This window comes from Chitinophaga sp. W3I9 (assembly GCF_050434025.1).
Taxonomy (GTDB): domain Bacteria; phylum Bacteroidota; class Bacteroidia; order Chitinophagales; family Chitinophagaceae; genus Chitinophaga.
In genome coordinates, this window is record NZ_JBNPWC010000001.1 from 2046590 (window position 1) to 2067394 (window position 20805).

The following is a 20805-nucleotide window of genomic DNA, read 5'->3' on the forward strand; positions in this document are numbered from 1 at the left end:
CCTTGACATAGGGCTGTCAATACCCCCACATAATTTTGCTTAAACATTAAATGAATAAAAATGGATTTGCAAAATTTAGTTACAAATTATGCCGGCTATAATTTGTCGGTAAACCAACAGTTTGTGGATTGGTTGTCCAATAAAACAACGGAACAGTTGAACCAGGAGTCGCCGTCAAGTTTTTCCAGCATCCTCAAAACCTTGAATCACATTTGGGGAATGGAGGAATATTGGTATTCCATTATTTGCCAGCAAACAGACTTTATAAATCGTTATGGCATAGAAGACCTCAACGCGGACGAAGTTTTTCAGGGACTCATTAACAGGTCGCAAGTGCTGGCAAACCAGATAAAATCATTTTCCCGGAATGATTTAGTGGAAAAAATAAAAGTGGTAAGTCCCTGGTTTGAAGCCAACCAATCCCGCTATGAGTATATACAACATTTTGTTAATCATGGCACCTATCACAGGGGACAGATAGTTACTATCGGCAGAAGTATCGGGATAACGGATGCCCCGGGGACAGACTATCTCTTCTTTAATGTAAGAAAGGAGCAGCAATAGAAGCGCCTGCCAAAGCGGTGTAGCCCCTGCAATGAAAATTTGCAGGGGCTTTTTATCTTGTTCCCGGCATCGGGGAGTACGAATCTCTTTGCTTTAAACACTTTTAATTAACTTGCTTCCACACTGATAGCATCTGTTTATGCGTTTTCTTACTTTAATATTACTTTTTATCGCAGGTAGTGTATCTGCCCAGTTTACGGATGGTGAGCAATATGTCCGCTCCCGGGAGGGGAAAATTGTTTGGTCGAAAAGTACGCTGTTCTGGCGTTGCATAAATGGGATGAAAGCGGATGCCTCAAATAAAGAGGCCGTTCAGATCTGTAATTGCCAGGTAGACGCGATCGACGGGTATTTTCCTATGAAAAAGATAAAGGAGTATGAGCGCTTGTATCCTAATTTTTCACTGGCTAAACTTATAGAAAAAGATACCCTGCTTCAGGCTCGCATTGATCAATGTTACAAAGATATTTCCCAGACCAATCTTTTTTTCTCACCCGCTCAGATTTTAGCTTATCGTGATTCTATGGCCGCCTATATTCGCGGGAATCAAAAGGAGAAACTGGATGAAAGCAGGATAAATCCATATTGTGATTGTGCGGTATCTATTATGACAAAGCGGAAAATAAATGCGCAAACCATTAAAGATATGAACGATCCCAATTCCATGTTATTTAATGAAATTGCCTATCGTTGCGGTGGGTATCCCTATAAAAAAGTATCCCCTACCACTTCCTGGAGGGCGACCGATAGCTTGGATGTAACCAGTAACAGGAGAATCGATTCTATTGATGTAATTACCGTAAGCGCCATGACGAAGCTGAAAGTAAAAATAGGACCGCTCGTAAACGTGTGGATGCTGGATTGCGGCGCCACTGACATGCTGGTGTCAGATACCATGATCAATAAATTGCTTCAATTAAAACTGGTTTCCGACAATGATTTCCTGGGACAGCAAACATATACCCTTGCCAGCGGGAAGGAGATTTTGTGTGATGTATACAGGATCAACAATGTTCAGGTGGGTAAATTCACCGTTAATAACCTCGTTATTGGTGCCTCTAAAGAAACAGATACCTTTTTGCTCGGCAAAACTTTTCTTAACAAATTCCGGCGCTGGTCTATTGATAACCAAAGTAATCAATTGATTTTAGAGAAATAACGCTGTGGTCATGTTCTTCCATATTTATATTTTTTGGAAGAATGCTTACCTTTGAAAAGGTCAAAGCATTAGTTAAAATCACTTATGGAAGCTAAAGAAACGTTGAAAGCTCATATTGGGAAGTTTGTCAGTTTAACCGATGAGCAGTTTGATTATTTCTTTTCACATTTTAAGCCACTGAGCTTTAAAAAAGGGCAGGCTATTATTGCCGAGGGCGATACGGTAGATTGTGAATACTTCGTGATTTCAGGATGCTTAAAATCTTTTTTTATCAATGATGATCTGAAAATGTTCATCCTGCAGTTTGCCATGCCCACATGGTGGGCTTCTGACTACAATGCGTTATATAATCAAACCAAAGCCACCATCAATGTAGATTGTATAACCGATGCGGATGTTCTTGCGCTTACTAGCAGCGACAGGGAAAAGCTATGTAACGAACTGCATACTGTAGAGCATTTTTTCAGATGGAGGACCAACAGGGGATATGTTGCTGCTCAAAAGCGGTTGTTGTCCTTTATGAACAATAATGTGAAATACCGTTACGAGGAGCTGTTAAAACTATATCCGGAACTTTATAACATGGTTCCTAAGAACCTCATTGCCGCATATCTGGGCGTTTCAAGGGAAACCCTCAGCAGGCTGTAATCTATAAGCTAGTCTATATCTTTTTCTGGAGCAGGTATTTAAATACCTGCTTTTTTTATTTCCCAATTAAGGTTCGATTAAATGAAAAGTGACCTGGATCACATAAGTAACGCCTCCCTTCAAATGTGATGTAGATCACGCAGCCGTGTTGAAAATGCTACCGTACTTTGGGGTAACATAAAAACATAAAAACATAAAAACATAAAAACATGGAAACAAAAAAATTTTATATCATAAGCACCCAAAGCAACATTGATTGGGTTGGCAGAAAAGTAACCGGCGCCCACAACGGCACCATCGCCGTTAAAGAAGGCGAACTTCTTTTGAATGACGGAAAACTTGCCGGTGGTAAGTTCGTCATCGACACCACCTCCATTAAAATACTGGATGTAACAGACCCTGCAACAAATGCGCAGTTCTTTGGTCACCTGGCTTCGGATGATTTTTTCTCTACCGATAAATATCCGGAGGCAACATTGGAAATCACCTCCGTGGTGGGCAATCATGTTGAAGGTGATCTGACCATTAAAGGTATTACGCATCCGGTCGGTTTTGATGTGGCGGTTAATATTAACGGCGACGAGGTAACTGCTACCGGCAAGCTGGTGATTGACCGTACCAGGTACGGCATAAAGTTCCGCTCAGGTAATTTCTTTAAAGACCTGGGAGATACCTTAATCTATAACGATTTTGAACTAAACGTAACTGTAACCGCTAAAGCCGCCTGAAAACGGCTTTAGCATAAAAACCTAAGTCATGCCATACGTTAAAATAGAAGTAACCCGTGAAGGCGTTACAAGAGAGCAAAAGCAAATCCTGATTAAAGGTATCACTGACCTGATCAGTGACACCCTGAATAAAGATCCGCAACTGACATTTGTGGTCATCCGGGAATATGACCTGGACGACTGGGGTGTTGCCGGGGAACAGGTATCTGTATTAAGAGAGAAAGGGATAACCGCTGAAAAAAAATAAGGCCATGAAAAAGCAAACAGTAATAGTTACCGGCGCCTCATCGGGCATTGGCAAGGAGGTAGCCCGGCACTTTTTAAAAAACGGAGATAATGTAGTAATTAATTCTTTAACTGCCGGGAAACTGGAAGAGGTTTACCAGGAGTTAGGCGCAGGCGAAAACCTGGCTATGGTAGCCGGTAATGTGAAACATAAAAGTACCGGTGAGAAGATACTGGCAACGGCTATGGAGGAATTTGGTTCGGCAGACGTATTGGTAAACAATGCCGGTATTTATGAAACAAAGCCATTTCTTGAAGTGGATGAAGCTTATCTCGACAAATTTCTTGATACCAATCTGAAGGGTACTTTTTTCACTACTCAGGCGGTTATTCCACAAATGCTCCGGCAGCACCACGGCGTGATCATCAACATCGGTACGCCATTGGTAAACCACGCGTTGGGAGGCGCTCCATCTACTGCGCCATTGGCATCAAAAGGGGCGATACACGCACTCACCTTGCAGCTGGCTGCCGAATTCGGCAAGGATAACATCAGGGTCAACACCATTGCCCCGGGTGTAATACGCACACCTATGCACGGTGATAATGCCGGTCAGAGCGCAGGATTACATTTACTGAACCGCATTGGAGAAGCGGAAGATATTGCTGAAATGGTTTATACCGTTGCTAAGAGTAACTTTATTACAGGCGCCATCATCGCCGTAGACGGCGGAATGGCGGCAGGACATCATCTGAAATAACATGAAAACACTTTTTTTAACCGCTTTTTTGTCCGGCGTCTTACTGGTATTAAAAGCACAAAATTCAATGAAAATGGAAACCAGTCAACAGGATTCCCTGGCAATTGCCCAGGCGCTGGAAGAATATTATTTCAAAGGAATTTACGAAGGCGACATCAGCATCCTGAAAAATATCTACCATCCCGGTACCCTATTGTTCGGAGATGTAAAGGGCCAGCCATACGCCAAAACCCTTGATCAGTACCTGGATGGTGTAAAGAACCGACAAAGTGTGAAAGATTCCGGCAAACCTTTTAAAGGAACCATCATCTCGATTGATGTTGTTAATACTATAGCGATGGCAAAAATTCACGTTAAAATGTATGAGTTTAATTATGACGAATTTCTCTCGTTTCATAAAATCAATAACCGGTGGATGATTGTTAATAAAATGCTTACCGATATAGCGGACTAAAATTTAGAAGTTCAGGTAGTATTATAGCGGAGATTTGTTATAAGTTATCAAGCATAATTTTTCCATTAAAGCAAGTAATTAAATAGTTAAATTACCAGGACTATTTAAGAACAGCTTAAAGTTAAATTATGACAGCAGATGAAATTTATTTAAGCATAGCAAAAGGCATCGCTAATGCTATCGACGAAAGTAACTGGACAAATGCTAAATTGGATATAGAAGTTGTTGCCAATGGAGTGGTAGGTTACACGGGCGACTACCAGGCTGGTAGTACCACCGTTGACCTGTCTGTCAGAAAAATTCCCAGGGAGATCAGGAATTGGATAAAAGAATTACACAGTATTACTACTGAGAGAGGGGCAAACAAATGGAACAGGGCCATTTTCAGATTGGAGCCTGATGGTAAGTTCAATATAGAATTTATCTGGGATCAGCAGCTTCATGACCAGGTTGAAAATTTAAGCTAGTTTTTTCGCTGTCAATGGGTCCTAACTATCCGGTTGAACGTCTGTTTTACGGAAGTACCATGTAAACTGAAAACGATCACCCAATTGACCACGTTGAATAGATGAAACAAATAAAGCCTCTCGGATTGTTGATCCTTAGCCTGCTGCTCTGTCATCTCACCTTCGCGCAGCCCGTAAGAATTATTTTTGATACTGATATGGACTCCGACGTCGATGACGTGGGCGCCCTGGCTATGCTCCATGGTTTCGCCAATCTCGGGGATGCCGAGATACTGGCGGTTATGGTATCCAGCCTTAATCCATGGTCGCCGGGAGCAGCCGATGTGATTAATACCTACTACGGCAGGCCAGATATCCCTATTGGCGCTGTGCAGCGATTTGGCGTGTATCATAAATCCAAATATGCACGCAGGCTTTGCGAAGAATTTAAGCCCAATGTTAAACTGGGGGAAGATATGCCGGAAGCTACGTTGCTGTACCGGAAGATACTGTCGTCACAACCGGATACAAGCGTGGTGGTGGTGACGGTGGGCGACCTGACCAATCTTTCCAAACTGCTGCAAACGGAAGCAGATCAGTTTAGTGAATTGAAGGGTATTGACCTGGTAAAGAAGAAAGTGAAGCGCCTGGTATGCATGGGAGGCAGGTATCCGGCAGATCAGGACCCAAGGCCCTGGGGAAATTTCAAATCCGATCCGCACGCCACCCAACATGTGGTTGCAGCATGGCCCACCCGCATATATTTCACCGGTGGCGGGGCTTTCGCTGACAGTGTGCCAACCGGGAGGATTTTTTTCAGGGAACAATATAAACACACGCCGATGGCGCATGCCTACAAACTGTTCCTGGAAAGCTGGAAAAGGAATTGGCACCACAGCGCCGACCTGATTGCGGTTTATGTGGCGGTGAAAGGGCACCTGCCTTATTTCAGGCTGGAAGAACGCGGATATAACCACATTTTTGAAGACGGAACAAATTTGTGGCGTTTAGCGCCAAACGATGAACGGCATTACCTGGTCAGTGAGTTTGCGGAGGGTATTGATCCAAAAGTGATTGCAGAGAAGTTTGATGCAATGATGGTGATGCAAAAGCAATCCGCCAGCCATTAGCACTATTCGCGGTTTTTTTCTAAATTTGACCAAACGCGAAAGGTTGGGCAATCAGCATTCTAATATCAATACAGCCAGTGATAAAAAGATACCGGATGAAGATGTAAGGCAGTTTTCTATTTTTTATGATAAATATAGTGCTGCAGTATACAACACCGCTATGGTTTTTACCAAAGGAGATCAGTCACTATGTGAAGATATCGTGCAGCTTGTTTTTATGCGTATGTGGGAAACCCGCACAAAGCCGGGAACATTAAAAAAACCGGAACATTACCTGTATATACTTGCCCGGAATATTATTTTCGACACATTTAAAGCGCGTGCACGCCAGCTACATCACCAGCTACAGCTGGGCGAATTGCTTCACGATGGTCCCGATTCACCTATTAAGATCCTGGCTGCCAAAGAATACGCAGGAATTTTGAAGCAAGCGGTGGAATCCCTTACCCCGCAGCAACGTATTATATTTCAACTGGCAAAAGAATCAGGCATTTCCCATGCCGAAATCGCAGAAAGAATGGAGATCAGCATCCAGACAGTGCGAACCCATCTGAAATTGGCTACCCGGGCAGTTCGCCAATATGTGATGGCCCATATAGAAGACCCCGAAGTTTTAATGATTTTGTTGGTACTGCTGATGCAATAATAGGCAACATCCATTTTTTTTCAATTCATCTACCCACTTTTAGCGTGGTGGTCGTCTTTATATTGTATCGCTTTAAAAACCGTTTATGGATGAGATTTATTTCCAATCCTTACTTGAGAAATACCGTAAGAACGAAATTTCCGCCGGCGAGTTGTCAGCATTTACAGAAGCCATAGCTACAGGCGCTTACGATGAAACCGTGAAAGCGTCTATCCAGGGCTCACTTGAATCAACGGGTCAGCAGTGGGATGAAACGCGGCAACAGGTGGTGTTGAAAGAAATACTCCGGCAAATCGAGGCAGAAACGCCTGTGAAAAGGCTCCTGCCGGAACGGCGGAAATGGTTGTCTGTTGCGGCAGCCGTACTTACTATGCTGGCTATCGGCTGGTACACCGTTAACCGGTTAAAAACAAAGCCGGTCCATGAAAACCAGATCGCTGTTCAGGACATTAGCCCTGGTCGCCCCGGCGCGGTGCTGATACTGGCAAACGGTAATAAAGTAGTGCTGGATACCGCAGGCAACGGAACAGTGGCTTCGCAGGCGGGTGTTGACATAGTGCTGAACAACGAGGGCCTGGCCTATGCACCTGCCACGTCCGGAGAGGTGGTTGCAGAGGAGCTGAATACTGTTCTTACTCCACGGGGAAGACAGTTCTCCATTGTTTTACCGGATGGTTCAAAGGTTTGGATTAATGCGGAGTCTTCACTCCGCTTTCCCGTTCGCTTTTCGGGAAAAGAACGCCAGGTGCAGCTTACAGGAGAGGCTTATTTTGAAGTTGCGGAAAATTCATCCCAACCCTTCAGGGTATTGGTGAATGATAAAACCCAGGTGTTGGTGTTAGGTACTTCTTTTAATATCAACGCTTACGGCGATCAGCCACGGGTGAAAGCAACGCTGGTAACAGGTAAGGTAAATATCCGTAGCGGGAAGGCTGAAGCTATTCTGGTACCAGGGCAGGAAGCCAATATAGCCGGCGATATTACCGTTGCCGATCATGCAGATATCAATAAAGCTATTGCCTGGAAAAACGGTGCTTTTGATTTCAATAATGTAACTATAGAAGAATTAGCTACACAGCTGGAGCGCTGGTACGATATAGAGGTGACCTATGATCATCATATTTCGCAGGTCCCGTTTGGCGGCAAAATAAGCCGGAAGGTCAGCCTGAAAACGTTAGTCAGGTTAATGGATGGTACAGGGCTTAGTTTTCGCCTCGCAGAAGGCCGTAAGCTGATAATAACAGAAAGAAAATAAATTTCAGATAAAAGTATATATGTAAGAAAGAAAGGCCAACCAAAAGAAAACCGGAAGTGATTGGAGCCACTTCCGGTATAAAGCTTAGTTATTAAAGAGCGTGCCGCTCAATTTATCAACCAAACACCTGCAAATTATGCAAAAAACTGCTTATCAGCTAAGCATTTTCGGCGCGTGCCATATGGCGGCGGTCCGGAAAAAAAAGATTATCAACCAAACATTGCTGGTAATGAAACTAACCATTCTCCTTTTAACAGGGGCTCTTCTACAGGTGTCTGCATCCGGGCTGGCGCAATCGGTTACTTTTTCTGCTAAAAAAGTACCACTGATAAAAGCACTCAATGCGCTGGAACAACAGACGGGCTTCTACGCTTTTTTCAAGAGCCGTGAAATTCAGCGGCTGACGGAAACCAGCAATATCACTATTGCTGCGAAGAATATGCCGCTTAAGCAATTCCTGGACGAGCTGCTTAAAGAAACGCCGTTCACCTATGAGCTGGATGATAATACCATCGCATTGCAGATGAAAGGTCCGGCACCGCTAGAGGCAAAGAAGGAGGTAACAGCCCCCGCCGCTTCTCTTTCCGGCCAGGTAACTGATATTGACGGAAACCCGCTGCCGGGAGCAACAGTAATGGTATGGAAAACAACGATTGCTACTTCCACCGATGGACAAGGACGTTTCCTGCTGAATAATATACCGGTCAATGCCAGCATTGTCATATCATCTATTGGTTATATGCCAATGGGGCTCCGACTGTCGGCCAATAATACTATTATGTCGGATCCTGTCCGTATTACTACCGGCAACGGGCAACCAGATCAAACCGAAGGCAATGCCCAAAGCAATTTTCGCATGCTGTCTTCCGGTATGGTAAATGTGCGTTTGGCCAGGCTGATCAAAGGCATTGAAGGCGTAGTGGTAACGGGACTTTTCCAGCGTTCGGGCAATAATTTTACCGGCGCATCGAAAACAATTTCCGGTGCAGAACTGAAAAAGGTGAGCGCCAATAATGTATTCGCAGCTGTATCTGCACTTGACCCTTCTCTCAGGATTGTGCCCAATAATGTGGCCGGTGGCAACATTAACCAGCTTCCTGAAATCCAGATGCGCGGACAGAACTCATTTCCCAATCTCACCGGTCAGCTTTCTGCCAATCCTAATGCCCCTTTATTTATCCTTGATGGATTTGAAGTAACGCTTCAGCGTATCGTGGACCTGGACATGAACCTGATCAATAGTATCACCTTGCTGAAAGATGCGTCTGCTACTGCCATTTACGGGTCCCGCGGGGCAAACGGCGTAATGGTGGTTACTACTGTTACACCAAAACCAGGCAGGATACAGGTAACATTCAACAATGATTTCCGGTTTACGACCCCCGACCTGTCCGTGTATCATCTTTTAGACGCTGCGGAAAAACTTGATTTTGAACAGCGCGCCGGCGTTTATACTTCCTCAAGTGCGCAGGCTCAGCACAAGCTGAATGTGCTTCGCAATGAAAGGTACAAAGCCATGAAAAGCGGCGTGAATACCGATTGGCTCAGGATCCCGGTTCAGGATGGCGTCAGTAACCGCAGCTCACTATATCTGCAGGGGGGAGACCAATCAATCCGCTATGGATTACAATTTTCCGCCGATCTGCAATCAGGTGTAATGAAAGGACAAGACCGGAAAAATTATTCCGGGCAGTTTGATCTTAATTATGTAGTCAATAAACTGCAGTTCAAAAACTCTGTCCGCATCTTCCAGAATAAGTCAAACGAATCTCCTTACGGCGACTTCAGTGAATATGTAGCAATGAATCCCTATTGGGCGCCTTATGATGAGAAAGGGAAACCAAAACAAATGCTGGAGGATCTGCTGATCAATTACACTAATTACACGCAAACGAATCCCGCGTATGATGCGAGTCTTCATTCTGTAAACAGCAACCAGTACTTTGGTATTTCCAATAACTTCCAGATGCGTTATACGCCGGTACCATTCCTGTACCTGGAAACAAGCCTGAGTCTTAATAAGCAGAATGCCTCCGGAGACCAGTTTTATTCCGCCCAGGATTCCCGTTTTGCAGAGATAACGGACCTCAGCAGAAAGGGAAGTTATACCGTAAGAAATGAAAATAGTTCTAGCTATGAGAGTCTGACCACCGCTAACCTCAATATCTCACGGGGACCTCACCAGTTGTTTTCAATGCTTGGGTTTAATGTTTCCAACAGCAACAGCAACTATTACTCCGTGGTAACGGAAGGATTTCCTTTTGATAAGCTGGATAACCTGTTGTTTGCGGCACAATACGAAACAAACGGGCGACCAACCGGTGATGAGAGTACCATCAGGAGAGTGGGTGTGGTGTACAGCGGAAGTTATAGTTATGACAACCGATTCCTGGCCGATGTTTCCGCCCGCCGGGACGGGTCATCACAATATGGAACGGAAAAGAAATTTGGAACATTCTGGTCGGCCGGTATTGGCTGGAATATCCATAATGAAGCATTTTTCAATAAAAGCAGCCTGGTGAACAGGCTTAAACTGAGGGCCAGTTATGGTTCTACCGGTTCACTTAATATTCCGGCTTACAGCGCCCAATCCCGGTATAACTTTGGTGTGAATACCAGCTATTTTGGAGAACTGGGAGCAGTCCTCATCGGCTTGGGCAACGAGTTCCTGAGCTGGCAGAATGTGTATAAGGCGAATGTTGGTATGGATGCCGTATTATTAAGAGAGAAACTGGATTTCCGGCTGGACCTGTATCGTGAAAATACCAAAAACTCGCTGACGCAGATCACCCTTGCCCCCTCCACAGGTTTCAGCAGTTATGCAGAAAACTTAGGTCAGATACAGAATACAGGACTCGAATTCTCTGTACGGTATAAAATCCTGGAGAAGAGCGCTAAGGGGCTTTTATGGTCAGTGAATGTAAACGGGTTCACCAATAAAAATATCCTGAAAGAGTTATCCAATAAATTGAAGGCTTCCAATAACAAACTCAATGTGGCTAATACTGATCAGGTCACTCCCAATGTACAGTTTGAAGAAGGAGAATCTATTAATACCATTTATGCGGTTCGTTCGCTGGGTGTAGACCCGGCAACCGGTTCGGAAGTCTATCTTACAAAAGACGGAAAAAGAACTTTCACCTGGGATGCAGCAGATAAAGTACCGGTAGGCATTAGTCAGCCTAAATGGAATGGTAATTTCGGCACCAACTTTATGCTGAAGGGCTTTGAGGTCAACCTGATCTTCAATTATCAATGCGGTGGCCAGGTCTATAATCAGACACTGATAGACCGTGTTGAATCTGTGGATCCCTCGTTTAACGTAGACCGCAGGGCATATGATCTCGGCTGGTCCGGGCCGGGAGATGTAAGTCCATATACCCGTATCGGTGTTTCCACCCAACCCACCCGCCTGACCTCCCGTTTTGTTCAAAATGATAACAACCTGACGCTTAGTTCGGCTTCCTTCGGATATAACTTTTACAGGAGTCCGTTCATAAAAAGAATTGGCATGCGGAGTTTACAGGTGACAGCCATCACCAATGACTTTTTCCGTGCAAGTAGTATTCAGATAGAACGTGGTACCAGCAATCCATTTGCCCGTACCTATTCCCTTTCACTCAGAGCCGGTTTTTAAAATTATGAATATGAAAAAGAGCTTGACTATAATAATATGCCTGGTCGCATCTTTGGGGTTCAGCAGCTGTAAAAAATTCCTGGACGTAAAGCCTAAATCCGTTATTTCGGAAGATCAGCTGTTCGCCTCTGAAATTGGTTTTCAACAGGCGCTTACCGGCGTATATTCCCAGCTGGCCAGCCGGGCATTATATGGTGATAACCTGTCAATGGGATTTGTGTCGGCACTGGCACAAAACTACGCAGTATCCGGAGCCGGCGCCCCATTTGTTCAAACACGGGCATTGAACTTTGCATCTGCAGAGGTAATTGGATATACCAACAATATCTGGGATACGGCATATGCTGCCATCGCCGGTATAAATAAGATCATTGTCAACACTGAAAAAAGAAAAGATGTTCTCTCTGCCAACAGCTATGCGCTTATACGAGGAGAGGCCCTTGCACTCAGGGCATTCCTTCACTTTGAAGTATTGCGGATGTTTGGTCCTGAGTATACCGCAGGCGCAGCGATGAAGGCCATCCCCTATAAAACTACTGCTGACCAATACGCAAAAATACCTTCCATTACATCAGAAGTAGTGACACTGGCACTCGCAGATCTTAGCGAGGCAGCAGATCTGATGAAAGATGCTGATCCCATTTTAACCGGTTCACAGAACAGGCGTATCAGGATGAATTATTTTGCTGTAAAGGCCCTGGAGGCAAGGATCCGTATTTATGCAGGAGACAAACAGGGAGCTTTCCAGGCGGCTTCCGTGGTGGTGACCTCCGGTAAATTCCCGTTTGTAACCCCTTATGCCGCTTCATCCACTGCAGGTTACCGGGATCGTCTTTACATTGATGAAGAGATATTTTGTATCCGTGTGCGCAATATAAAGAACTGGGCAGAACAACAATATTTCCGCTTTAACGGAAGCGCCAACATAAAGCTGACAAGAAGTGCCGCCAACTTTAATACACTTTATGAAACTGCAGCAGGCGGGGCCACTGATTTCAGATTTCTTTACCGTATTGAACAAGACGGAGGCGTCCCCTTTCCTTCTAAATTCTGGCAGACATATCAGTTTAATACACTGGATTCAAACAGATTGGATCAGCATGTACCCGCCATTCGTTTATCTGAAATGTACTATATCATGGCAGAAGCGGCTGTAACACCGGAAGAAGGCGCCGGATATCTGAATGAAGTGCGGAGAAACAGGGCGCTGCCTGAGCTTCAGGCGGGTACCATTACCCTGCAAACACTGGAGAAAGAAATCACTAAAGAATATCAGAAAGAGTTTTACGCGGAAGGGCAGCTATTCTTTTACTATAAACGGAAAAAGGTAACCAAAATGCTGTTTATGACTGCTGAGATTCCGCTTAGTAAGTATGTGCTTCCTATACCCGCGTCTGAACTGGAATTTAATCCTAACTACAACTGATAAAGCCCGTTTTTATGAAGTACCTGTTATTTCTCAGCATATTGTTTCTGATGGCAGCCTGTAAAAAGGAGAATGTATCAACCTATAAAGGTCCCGACGGGATTACATTTTATGTAGATGAGTATGAAGTAGACAGCCTCAATTATTCTTTTGCGTATTCCCCGGTTCCCAAAAACAGGGATACCGTTTTTCTTAAAATGCGTGTGGTAGGTGCTGCAGCTGACTATCCCCGGGTTATTTCCGTAACAGCGGGCGCGGGGTCAACGGTCAGGCAGGGTAAAGATTATGAGCTACCGGAAATTACGTTGCCGGCCGGCGCTTTAACGGTGCTGTATCCTGTGGTACTGTTGAATTCACCGGAGATGACTACCACCACTTTCCGGCTTGTTGCCCAGGTTGCACCGGGTAAAGATTTCCAGGTAGGCGCTACAGGGCGTGAGATCGGAGGAACAACCAGCCTCGAAAAAATTATCATTGACGTGAGTAACAAGATCATTAAACCTTCTTATTGGGACGACGTGGAGAGTGCATTCGGAGCATTCAGTGAGCGTAAGTTCAGGTTTATGGTGCAGGTTACCGGCCTTTCTGATTTTTCTTACGATGCAATCGGCGTGGATGGTTACTACAATTTGCCGGTTAAATTACAAAATGCCCTTGCTGAATATGAAGCCGTCAATGGGCCAATGATAGATGAATCCGGTAACGAGGTCACCTTTTAGTTCAACTCAAAATTAAATTCATGCGTAATTATATATTCAGAGCATTCCTCGCAATATTGGCGCTGGCCTGGGCTTCCTGTCAGAAGGATAATCAGCGGTTTGTCTATGATAAACTAAATACGGTTTCGATCAAAACAGCTGATTCTTCATTTGTGATAACACAACTGGATACACTCAGTATTCAAACACAACTGACAGAGTCCATGCCTTCAGGAGATAGTTATACTTATGAGTGGAAAGCCTATATGGTAGGGGAAGATGCCGTGATATTATCTGATAAAAAGGACCTGAAAGTGGCAGTTAAACTGTCACCAGGGTCATATGACCTGATATATACTGTAACAAGTGTGAAGACAGGTATATCTTCTTTTATGTTGTATCCGCTTACTGTAAACGGAGCATTTTACGAGGGGTGGCTGGTGGCTGCAAACCAGGACGGGAAGGCGCGGTTGTCTTTTATCCGGGCAAACGATTCCGTGTTTTTTTCTCCGGCAGAAGATGTGAACAAGACCACTTACCCTGGAAAGGCCGTGGGGGTCAGTGCCGGTATTACCAGTATTTATGCAAATCTTGCGCTGGTGATGTTTTTTACCGACCAGGGTGTTTACAGGTTTAATGCCGACGATTTTATTCAGAATGGTACTACAGCAGATATTTTTCCGGAGCCGAAGCAATTTACTGCTTCATGCGCGTATGCCATGAATAAAATACCTTACGATCAGTATATTGTTGCTGACGGAGGACTGTATGCCGGCATCGGACCTGTGTTTTATCCACAGGATGTGTTGAAGCCTTATTCTGAAAGATTAACAGGTGATTATACCCTTTTCCCGGTTGTGATAAACTCCGCCACTTCTGTCACTTTATTCTATGATAATAAGTACAGGCGATTTATGTCTGTTCCGCTGGGCGGCAGAATGTTAAGTCCTGTATCTGCGACTCCGGGCGCTGGTTTCAATATGGCTGATGTTGGAAAGAAGATGATTGGCTGGAGCTATGGAACGCAGTCTGTCATTTCATCTGATGAAATCTACTTTATTATGCAGGATGATGCCGGTATCCGTTACGTGTACTCGCTTAACGGGGCAACCCCGGCATTAAACCAGCAGATCGGCAATAGTCCGGATATAGAGAAAGCTACTGCTTTTGCTGCTTCCGGTGTTGTAAAGCATCTTTATTATGCCGCAGATAATAAAATTTATCTCTATGATATACTGGCGAATTCTTCGAAAATGGTATACACGTTTCCCGATGGCGTAAAAATAAAAGACCTGAAAATGTTGTCCCTTACCAGTAAGAGAATTGTGGCGGCAACTAACACAGGAACCGCGGGGGAAGTATATTATTTCGACCTGGATAACCTGGGAGATATTATCAATCACACCTATGTTAAGAAGTTCACCGGGTTTGGTGAGATTATAAATCTCAGTTATAGATCAGCTAACTGAGATCAGCAATAATTTTTTATTTACTATTATTTACCAGAAGTATGAACAGCAATAGACTATTTTTTTTCCTTGGTTTAATATTATTTTCTCTGACCGTATCCGGACAGCAGGTGAAGAATGCACAGTATACCTTAACCGGTAATATTGAAGGCCTGGTGAGTAAGGCCGGGTATGCTAAAGGGAAGAACTTTACAGCAGGATATATTTACCTTTCAGGAATAGTGCGTAACGGCGCCTACACAACGGATTCCGCCAAACTAACTGATGGCCGTTTTGTTTTCACGGGAAATGTTGATGAACCTTCCATGGCCTATATTTTCTGTATGCCCGGAGAACGTAATTCCCCTGTTATCCTGGCGATGTTTCTTGAAAATTCAAATATCTCCGTTACCGGCAAATACAGCTGGGATGAAAATTCAGTAAAGGATCCGCAAATAAAAGGATCTGCAGTGCAGGATGAATATACCGGGTTATTTGAAAATGCGAACAACATTTCAGGAAGAACTGAAATAAGAAAGCAATATGAAATAGCCATGAAAAAAAATGATACAGCGAAACTTGCCGCCCTCGAAAAGGAAGGAACAACAGCGATGGAAAAGTATACTGATTATATGAGAGCATACACAAGTACACATCCTGCCAGCTTTGTTAATCTGTACCTTTTAAGTGACTACATAACCCCGCGAAGAAAGTGGGCTGACGGGACTGGAGAATGAATTGAAGCAGTTCGATAAACAACTTCAATCATCTTTCATGGCAAAAAATATTATCAGTGCTATAGCTGATCAAAGAAAGCGGTTACAAATAGGGCCCGGTAAGCAGGCCATTGAGTTCAATCAACCCGGTGTTGATGGCAAGATCGTTAAACTGTCCGATTATGCCGGCAAATATGTACTATTGGATTTCTGGGCGTCCTGGTGTGGCCCCTGCCGTGCTGAAAATCCAAATGTGCTCAAAGCTTACAACACTTTTAATAAAAAAGGCCTTGAAATATTATCCGTATCATTGGATGAGAACCGCGCAGCGTGGTTGAAGGCGGTGAAGGCAGACAAGTTGCCCTGGTTACAGGTTTCCGATTTGAAGGGCTGGAAGAATGAAGCCGGGAGCAAATATATGATCCAGTCAATTCCGGAAAATTTCCTGATTGACCCCAGTGGAAAAATTATAGCTAAGAGTTTACGTGGAGAGCAGTTATATAAAGAGTTGGAGAAGATTTTTAATTGAAAATGATATAAAAAATTACCTGTGAGAAAAGAACTTTTCTCACAGGTAATCATCCGCACATCAGAACACCTTATTCAAAGCAACGTATTTCAAAGATTGCTGCGGGTGTGCTGGCCGAAGGATGCGTGGTTTTGATGGTAAGGCTTGAAGTGACAATGGCGTCGGGAAAATCAATCTCGTTCCTTGTCTGGTAGTTATCCTTTTTTTCATACACCTTGCGACCATTTTCATCAAAGATGGCATAGTTGCGGACGCAAAACGGCATCACATTTTCCGGGTGCGACATCAGCACAGATTCCATCGGGTGATCAAAGTCTGTATCAAAGGAAAGGATCAATTTTTTAATATGCTTGGGCGCTTTCCAGGTCAGGGTCAGCGTAGGATCTGTGTCATTAGGATCGGCCACCCACGCATTGGGTTGTGTGGTAGGCCTTGCAAAGCCATTGCCTATATTGGCAGGGCCAAATGACTGCAAAGGGGTGTCAAACCGGAGCGCAATATTTTGTCCTGCCGGTCTGCGCTGGGCGCACCAAAACTCAAAGCTGTCTATGCCGATGCCGTCAGGCGCCTCCTGTTTGCCATAATTGGAGACAGCGGGATTAACCGTATTAAAAACAGACAGGATACCGGTGATCCTTTTATCTGACCTGCTGATCTTTACCAGCGGGTTTTTGTGAAGCATAACAAATACATACTGCGTTTGTTCAACGGTAGCACCGGATATCAGCTGTATGCAATTCCTGCCGGGCTGAATGGCGAACTCAAAAGCAGCAATGGAAGTATCCGGCGTATAACTGCCTGTGCGGGAGCAGGTTCTTATTTCAGCATGCAGGGTAGTTGTTTCGTCGCTGTACGCATGCAGCTGAAAGGCCGGCAGTTTTCCTGCGTTTACCGGAATCATTTGCGCTACGGAAACATCAAGCGGTAGCGGCGCCCTATCTTCTTCCAGTCCCGAAAGCAACAGTTCACTGCTGGCTGTAATAGCTGCCTGTTGTACAATATCCTCTTCATCTTTTGACAGCACACCCGGAATATATTGTCCGCTGCGCAGCAGTAATTGCTGCAGTTTCGGAATGCTGCCATTATTATAGAGGGAAGCAGGCGTGCATCCCAGCGAGGTACAAAGCACTGCCGCCATGGCCGATGCCTGCGAAACATATGCGCTGGTGGCCATTACGCGGCTTGAGCCAAATGCCACGTGCGATGCGCTGATAATACGGCCTGCCAGCAAAAGGTTGTGGATATTCCTGGAATAAAGACTGCGGAAAGGTATCTGATAAATGCCTTTGCTGTGCCACTGGTTGCAACCAGGTCCGGAAGTGTAAATACCGTCCGAGGGATGGAGGTCGAGGCTCCAGCCACCAAAAGCTACGGCATCATCATGCAGGCGTTGTTCTACAACATCCTGCTGTTTTAAAATATAATCGCCTTCAAATCTGCGGCTCTCTCTCTTGCCAGGGATCATACCTACCCATTCGAGGGTTAAAGTGTCTGCTTCCGGAAAATTGCCTGAGTTCTTGATGTAGTTCCATACGCCATATACTATTTTCCAGAGCTCCCATTTTATTTTCTCTGTGTCGTGTACGGTATCCATACGTCCGCCGTATTCGATCCACCATAGTTTACAGCCGTACTCCTGCGAGTTAAAGCTCCGGAACCTGGGTATCTGTGTAATATCGTTGAGGGCAAAGGAGGGAGGAATAAAGTTTACGGGTTTGCCGGTGTCTTTTGAATAAAAATAAAGCGAATGGCCAAGTAGTTCGCCATAGGTTTTTGTTGGTGCAAACAGTTCATTAAATTCTTCTTTAGGCTCTGCGCCCATCCTGAATGCCGCACCGGAGAGGAAACCAACTACACCATCGCCGGAGGCATCACAGAACAGCGGCGCCGTTAAATCGTATTCCGTTTGATTCTGACTACAATAAGCTTTTAATGAGGAGATAGTTGTACTGTCCTGTTTCTCTACATGATAAACAGCAGTATTCAGCAACAATGTTATATTGGGTTCACTGGTTACTTTGTCGAGTAATATCGCATCCAGGATCACCGGGTTACCTTCCGGGTTCCGGTACATGTTTTCCACCAGTATCTCGTCTACAATGCCGCCTTCCCTTGCCCAGCGATTGTTGTTGCCCATGTGAGAGGTGGCCCCCAGGATCCATAAACGGATTTCACTGCTTGCATTACCACCCAGCACGCTCCTGTCCTGTACAAGCACTACTTGCAGCCCATGCCTTGCAGCGGTAACAGCACAACAAACACCGGACAGTCCGCCGCCCGTTACGATCAGATCGGCCTTTAGTTTTACAAGTGGGAATGTACGTTTATCCGCGCTTTCTGATCTTATCATTATTTAAGGGTTTTTTGGATGATCGTAAAACCGCCTGGTTTTATCAGCGCAACATCGGCTGTTTCCCCGGCCAGGTCAACATTAAGCACCACGCTCTCGCCGGGATGCAGGGTTTTTACAGGTATATAGGTTCCGTTACATTTTAACTGGTAACCTTTCATCGTGTATGAGGGGAAATCTTTTCTTGCGGTAATACGGATGCCTGCCTGCCCCGCAGTTTTATTAACAAGCTCAATGGTTGCCGGAGAAAATTCTTCCTGCCACGCCGTGTACATGCCTCTCAGCGTCCTGTCTGGCGCTACCAGCCCCCACGGCCGGTATCCGTTTGCATTGGTGCCGGGGAAGCGGCTGAAATAATCATTGAAGGTCCACACGGAGGCGCCTATTAAATAATCACATTGCCGGAAATCCTGCATCGCTTTTTTGAGATAGGCAATCCGCTCTTCTTCAGATCCAACGGCATCTGTTCTTACGCCAAATTCACTCACATAAACAGGTTTTGAAGGATACAGCGCATGTATATGCTGCAGCACTTTTAAATGATTACCATAAATATTTGCGCTCACAAAGTCAACGTATTGCGATGCTTCATCTTCGGGTTTCCTGATATCCTCACGTCCCAGGAGCATAGTGGCGAAGGTGATAAGGCGTGAGTCATCCAGTGATTTTACATAACTGCTCATATCACGTACCCAGGCTTTGCCTTCTTCCGTTTGTGACTGGAATTCGTTGCCTACACTATAAGCGATGACGCTGGGATGATTCCAGTCACGCTCCATCATTTCCCTCATCTGCGACCGGAACTTATTGCGCATCAGGGGATCGTTCATTTGTTTGGGCGTCATTTGCCAGTTGCCCGCTTCTACAATAATGAGAAGGCCGTGTTTGTCCGCCCATTCCAGCATGGTTTCCGGTACCGGGTAGTGACTAATACGGGAAAGCTCCATACCACCGCTTTTGATCATCGTCAGGTCCTTTTCCAGTACTTCGTTGGGATCCATGGAGCCATAGCCGGGATAATCCAGCGGCCTGTTACACCCGCCCATTTTTATGGGTTCACCATTTAACAGCAGTTTTGTGCCACTCACTTCAATTTTCCGGATGCCAAATGTTGTTTCAACGGTATCCTTACCGGAAACAATGGCTGCACTATACAATGCAGGGGCGTCGGGGCTCCATAAAGCCACTTCCGATGCGGGCAGGGTGCCGGTCATCTCCACGGAAATAACGCTGTCTGGTTCCACCTTTACCTGCTGCGGTTTAAAGCGGATACTGCTTTTGCCCCCATTACGGTAAACACCGGCATTCACTGCGGAGGTAATGGCGGTTGCACTGTTGTTCCTGATAAATGCTTTTATCCTGATAGTTGCATCTCCCTTATTCAGATCAGGGATGGCAATGATTTTACTGTTGCTGATATATGTAGCAGGCCGTGTAACAAGATGTACCGGCCTGGTAATGCCGCCGTAATTGATCCATGGATAAAACTGGCGGTGATTGGCGGCTGAATAGGGAACAGGGGTTTTAGCGCCGGGAATGGTGGTGGTATCCCAGGAATTATCCACTTGTACTGCCAGCGTATTCCTGTTTTTAAGCAACGTTGTGATGTCAAACTCAAACGGCGTATAGCCGCCTTCGTGGGTACCCACCAGTGTGCCGTTCAGCCATATTTTTGTTTTATAGAAAACGGCGTCAAATTTCAGGAACACGTGGTTGTCGCCCGGTGCAGCGGCTTCAAATTGCTTAAAATACCATGCCGTGCCGGTGTAAAAGAAGTACCGGGTATCTGTAGAAAAACAATGCGGCACTTTTACTTTATCAAAGCTGCCGGTTGCAAATGATGTATCCTGCCAACGTTCTTTTTCCCCCACTTTTATGGGGTCTGCGGCAAACTTCCATTCACTGTTTAAGCTGTTATCAGTACGGCGTTGTCCAAAGAGTAAGAATGGAATGACCAGTAACAAACAAAATAATATTCCTTTCAT

Annotated in this window: 19 protein-coding genes; 17 read left to right on the forward strand and 2 right to left on the reverse strand. The window is 45.0% G+C overall.

The genetic code is table 11. The features are described 5' to 3' along the window. Nucleotides 1-60 precede the first annotated feature (60 nt). The 17 genes from QFZ51_RS08740 to QFZ51_RS08820 all read left to right on the forward strand — a co-directional run bounded on the left by QFZ51_RS08740 (nucleotide 61) and on the right by QFZ51_RS08820 (nucleotide 16470). On the forward strand, nucleotides 61-564 hold the full coding sequence (locus QFZ51_RS08740) for a DinB family protein (RefSeq protein WP_429045125.1): 504 nt from the start codon (nucleotides 61-63) through the stop codon (nucleotides 562-564). 139 nt (nucleotides 565-703) lie between these two features. Continuing rightward, nucleotides 704-1723 (forward strand): retroviral-like aspartic protease family protein, encoded by a 1020-nt coding sequence (locus QFZ51_RS08745; RefSeq protein ID WP_429045127.1) that lies wholly within the window; start codon nucleotides 704-706, stop codon nucleotides 1721-1723. An 84-nt stretch (nucleotides 1724-1807) separates the two neighbouring features. Continuing rightward, nucleotides 1808-2371 carry a Crp/Fnr family transcriptional regulator gene (locus QFZ51_RS08750; protein WP_429045128.1) on the forward strand — a complete coding sequence of 188 codons (564 nt, stop codon included), beginning with the start codon at nucleotides 1808-1810 and terminating at the stop codon, nucleotides 2369-2371. 209 nt (nucleotides 2372-2580) lie between these two features. After that, nucleotides 2581-3099, forward strand: a complete 519-nt coding sequence (locus QFZ51_RS08755; RefSeq protein WP_429045130.1) for a YceI family protein — start codon at nucleotides 2581-2583, stop codon at nucleotides 3097-3099. A gap of 28 nt (nucleotides 3100-3127) precedes the next feature. Next, nucleotides 3128-3346: a tautomerase family protein gene (locus tag QFZ51_RS08760; protein WP_429045132.1), complete on the forward strand. Its 219-nt coding sequence runs from the start codon at nucleotides 3128-3130 to the stop codon at nucleotides 3344-3346. Nucleotides 3347-3350: 4 nt separating this feature from the next. Next, the gene (locus QFZ51_RS08765; RefSeq protein WP_429045134.1) at nucleotides 3351-4085 is read left to right on the forward strand and encodes an SDR family NAD(P)-dependent oxidoreductase; all 735 of its coding nucleotides are present in this window, start codon (nucleotides 3351-3353) and stop codon (nucleotides 4083-4085) included. A 73-nt stretch (nucleotides 4086-4158) separates the two neighbouring features. Next, complete coding sequence (locus tag QFZ51_RS08770) at nucleotides 4159-4539, forward strand: nuclear transport factor 2 family protein (RefSeq protein ID WP_429045135.1); 381 nt, start codon at nucleotides 4159-4161, stop codon at nucleotides 4537-4539. 128 nt (nucleotides 4540-4667) lie between these two features. Beyond that, a complete protein-coding gene (locus QFZ51_RS08775) occupies nucleotides 4668-5006 on the forward strand; it encodes a hypothetical protein (RefSeq protein ID WP_429045136.1) in 339 nt (112 codons plus the stop codon). Nucleotides 5007-5107: 101 nt separating this feature from the next. Continuing rightward, nucleotides 5108-6115, forward strand: coding sequence for a nucleoside hydrolase (locus QFZ51_RS08780; RefSeq protein ID WP_429045137.1), 1008 nt, complete (start codon nucleotides 5108-5110; stop codon nucleotides 6113-6115). A gap of 25 nt (nucleotides 6116-6140) precedes the next feature. Beyond that, nucleotides 6141-6761, forward strand: a complete 621-nt coding sequence (locus QFZ51_RS08785) for an RNA polymerase sigma factor (protein WP_429045139.1) — start codon at nucleotides 6141-6143, stop codon at nucleotides 6759-6761. An 85-nt stretch (nucleotides 6762-6846) separates the two neighbouring features. After that, nucleotides 6847-8016, forward strand: coding sequence for a FecR family protein (locus QFZ51_RS08790; RefSeq protein WP_429045140.1), 1170 nt, complete (start codon nucleotides 6847-6849; stop codon nucleotides 8014-8016). A gap of 136 nt (nucleotides 8017-8152) precedes the next feature. Further along, nucleotides 8153-11653, forward strand: coding sequence for a SusC/RagA family TonB-linked outer membrane protein (locus QFZ51_RS08795; protein ID WP_429045142.1), 3501 nt, complete (start codon nucleotides 8153-8155; stop codon nucleotides 11651-11653). Nucleotides 11654-11663: 10 nt separating this feature from the next. Further along, nucleotides 11664-13079, forward strand: coding sequence for a RagB/SusD family nutrient uptake outer membrane protein (locus QFZ51_RS08800; RefSeq protein ID WP_429045144.1), 1416 nt, complete (start codon nucleotides 11664-11666; stop codon nucleotides 13077-13079). A gap of 14 nt (nucleotides 13080-13093) precedes the next feature. Next, on the forward strand, nucleotides 13094-13798 hold the full coding sequence (locus QFZ51_RS08805) for a DUF4843 domain-containing protein (RefSeq protein ID WP_429045146.1): 705 nt from the start codon (nucleotides 13094-13096) through the stop codon (nucleotides 13796-13798). A 20-nt stretch (nucleotides 13799-13818) separates the two neighbouring features. Then, on the forward strand, nucleotides 13819-15246 hold the full coding sequence (locus tag QFZ51_RS08810) for a PKD-like family lipoprotein (protein ID WP_429045148.1): 1428 nt from the start codon (nucleotides 13819-13821) through the stop codon (nucleotides 15244-15246). 41 nt (nucleotides 15247-15287) lie between these two features. Beyond that, nucleotides 15288-15962, forward strand: a complete 675-nt coding sequence (locus tag QFZ51_RS08815; RefSeq protein WP_429045150.1) for a DUF4369 domain-containing protein — start codon at nucleotides 15288-15290, stop codon at nucleotides 15960-15962. Nucleotides 15963-15999: 37 nt separating this feature from the next. Further along, nucleotides 16000-16470: a TlpA family protein disulfide reductase gene (locus tag QFZ51_RS08820; protein WP_429045151.1), complete on the forward strand. Its 471-nt coding sequence runs from the start codon at nucleotides 16000-16002 to the stop codon at nucleotides 16468-16470. Nucleotides 16471-16540: 70 nt separating this feature from the next. Here QFZ51_RS08820 and QFZ51_RS08825 read toward each other — a convergent pair whose 3' ends face one another. Together QFZ51_RS08825 and QFZ51_RS08830 are read right to left on the reverse strand one after the other, a co-directional pair. Continuing rightward, nucleotides 16541-18820, reverse strand: coding sequence for an FAD-dependent oxidoreductase (locus QFZ51_RS08825; RefSeq protein WP_429045152.1), 2280 nt, complete (start codon nucleotides 18818-18820; stop codon nucleotides 16541-16543). Further along, a complete protein-coding gene (locus QFZ51_RS08830; protein ID WP_429045154.1) occupies nucleotides 18820-20805 on the reverse strand; it encodes a glycoside hydrolase family 2 protein in 1986 nt (661 codons plus the stop codon). The genes QFZ51_RS08825 and QFZ51_RS08830 overlap by 1 nt, the downstream gene beginning before the upstream one ends.

Bases quoted from the DNA above. Each gene is read 5' to 3' on its own strand.
- QFZ51_RS08740 (WP_429045125.1), top strand. From the start codon at position 61: ATGGATTTGCAAAATTTAGTTACAAATTATGCCGGCTATAATTTGTCG.
- QFZ51_RS08745 (WP_429045127.1), top strand. From the start codon at position 704: ATGCGTTTTCTTACTTTAATATTACTTTTTATCGCAGGTAGTGTATCT.
- QFZ51_RS08750 (WP_429045128.1), top strand. From the start codon at position 1,808: ATGGAAGCTAAAGAAACGTTGAAAGCTCATATTGGGAAGTTTGTCAGT.
- QFZ51_RS08755 (WP_429045130.1), top strand. From the start codon at position 2,581: ATGGAAACAAAAAAATTTTATATCATAAGCACCCAAAGCAACATTGAT.
- QFZ51_RS08760 (WP_429045132.1), top strand. From the start codon at position 3,128: ATGCCATACGTTAAAATAGAAGTAACCCGTGAAGGCGTTACAAGAGAG.
- QFZ51_RS08765 (WP_429045134.1), top strand. From the start codon at position 3,351: ATGAAAAAGCAAACAGTAATAGTTACCGGCGCCTCATCGGGCATTGGC.
- QFZ51_RS08770 (WP_429045135.1), top strand. From the start codon at position 4,159: ATGGAAACCAGTCAACAGGATTCCCTGGCAATTGCCCAGGCGCTGGAA.
- QFZ51_RS08775 (WP_429045136.1), top strand. From the start codon at position 4,668: ATGACAGCAGATGAAATTTATTTAAGCATAGCAAAAGGCATCGCTAAT.
- QFZ51_RS08780 (WP_429045137.1), top strand. From the start codon at position 5,108: ATGAAACAAATAAAGCCTCTCGGATTGTTGATCCTTAGCCTGCTGCTC.
- QFZ51_RS08790 (WP_429045140.1), top strand. From the start codon at position 6,847: ATGGATGAGATTTATTTCCAATCCTTACTTGAGAAATACCGTAAGAAC.
- QFZ51_RS08795 (WP_429045142.1), top strand. From the start codon at position 8,153: ATGCAAAAAACTGCTTATCAGCTAAGCATTTTCGGCGCGTGCCATATG.
- QFZ51_RS08800 (WP_429045144.1), top strand. From the start codon at position 11,664: ATGAAAAAGAGCTTGACTATAATAATATGCCTGGTCGCATCTTTGGGG.
- QFZ51_RS08805 (WP_429045146.1), top strand. From the start codon at position 13,094: ATGAAGTACCTGTTATTTCTCAGCATATTGTTTCTGATGGCAGCCTGT.
- QFZ51_RS08810 (WP_429045148.1), top strand. From the start codon at position 13,819: ATGCGTAATTATATATTCAGAGCATTCCTCGCAATATTGGCGCTGGCC.
- QFZ51_RS08815 (WP_429045150.1), top strand. From the start codon at position 15,288: ATGAACAGCAATAGACTATTTTTTTTCCTTGGTTTAATATTATTTTCT.
- QFZ51_RS08820 (WP_429045151.1), top strand. From the start codon at position 16,000: ATGGCAAAAAATATTATCAGTGCTATAGCTGATCAAAGAAAGCGGTTA.
- QFZ51_RS08825 (WP_429045152.1), bottom strand. From the start codon at position 18,820: ATGATAAGATCAGAAAGCGCGGATAAACGTACATTCCCACTTGTAAAA.
- QFZ51_RS08830 (WP_429045154.1), bottom strand. From the start codon at position 20,805: ATGAAAGGAATATTATTTTGTTTGTTACTGGTCATTCCATTCTTACTC.